Raw genomic sequence first — 330 nt, forward strand, 5'->3', positions numbered from 1 at the left:
TCTCATGCAGGCCTTTGTCGTTTCTGCCACGCAATTTTCGACAGGCGCTATCCTTGATGCGGCGTCGACTGGACGCAGCCTGCGTGCCAACCCATCTGGTCGCTACCAGGGGCAGCGATCAGGTGAAGATGCCTTCCGCTCATCAAGCAGCTACTTCTCCGTCCATTTTCCCCCACCGGTTTCGCAATCGATCCTGGCCTGCGGCAGGTTCTCGATGCTGTAGTAATACGTGATGACCTGGGCATTGTCGGGAATGTTCAGCGGTTTGCTGTTCTTGTCTTTGCTGATGGATTGAGGGTTGGCCAGCGCCTCTGCAGTCAATGTGCCCAG

Annotated in this window: 1 pseudogene; it reads right to left on the bottom strand. The window is 56.4% G+C overall.

Annotated features, from left to right (window positions below):
• Window positions 1–150 precede the first annotated feature (150 nt).
• Window positions 151–330: pseudogene (locus ACZ3HH_RS29535) on the bottom strand (hypothetical protein); the annotation flags it as partial.

This window comes from Pseudomonas sp. PME37.24/025, assembly GCF_055556615.1.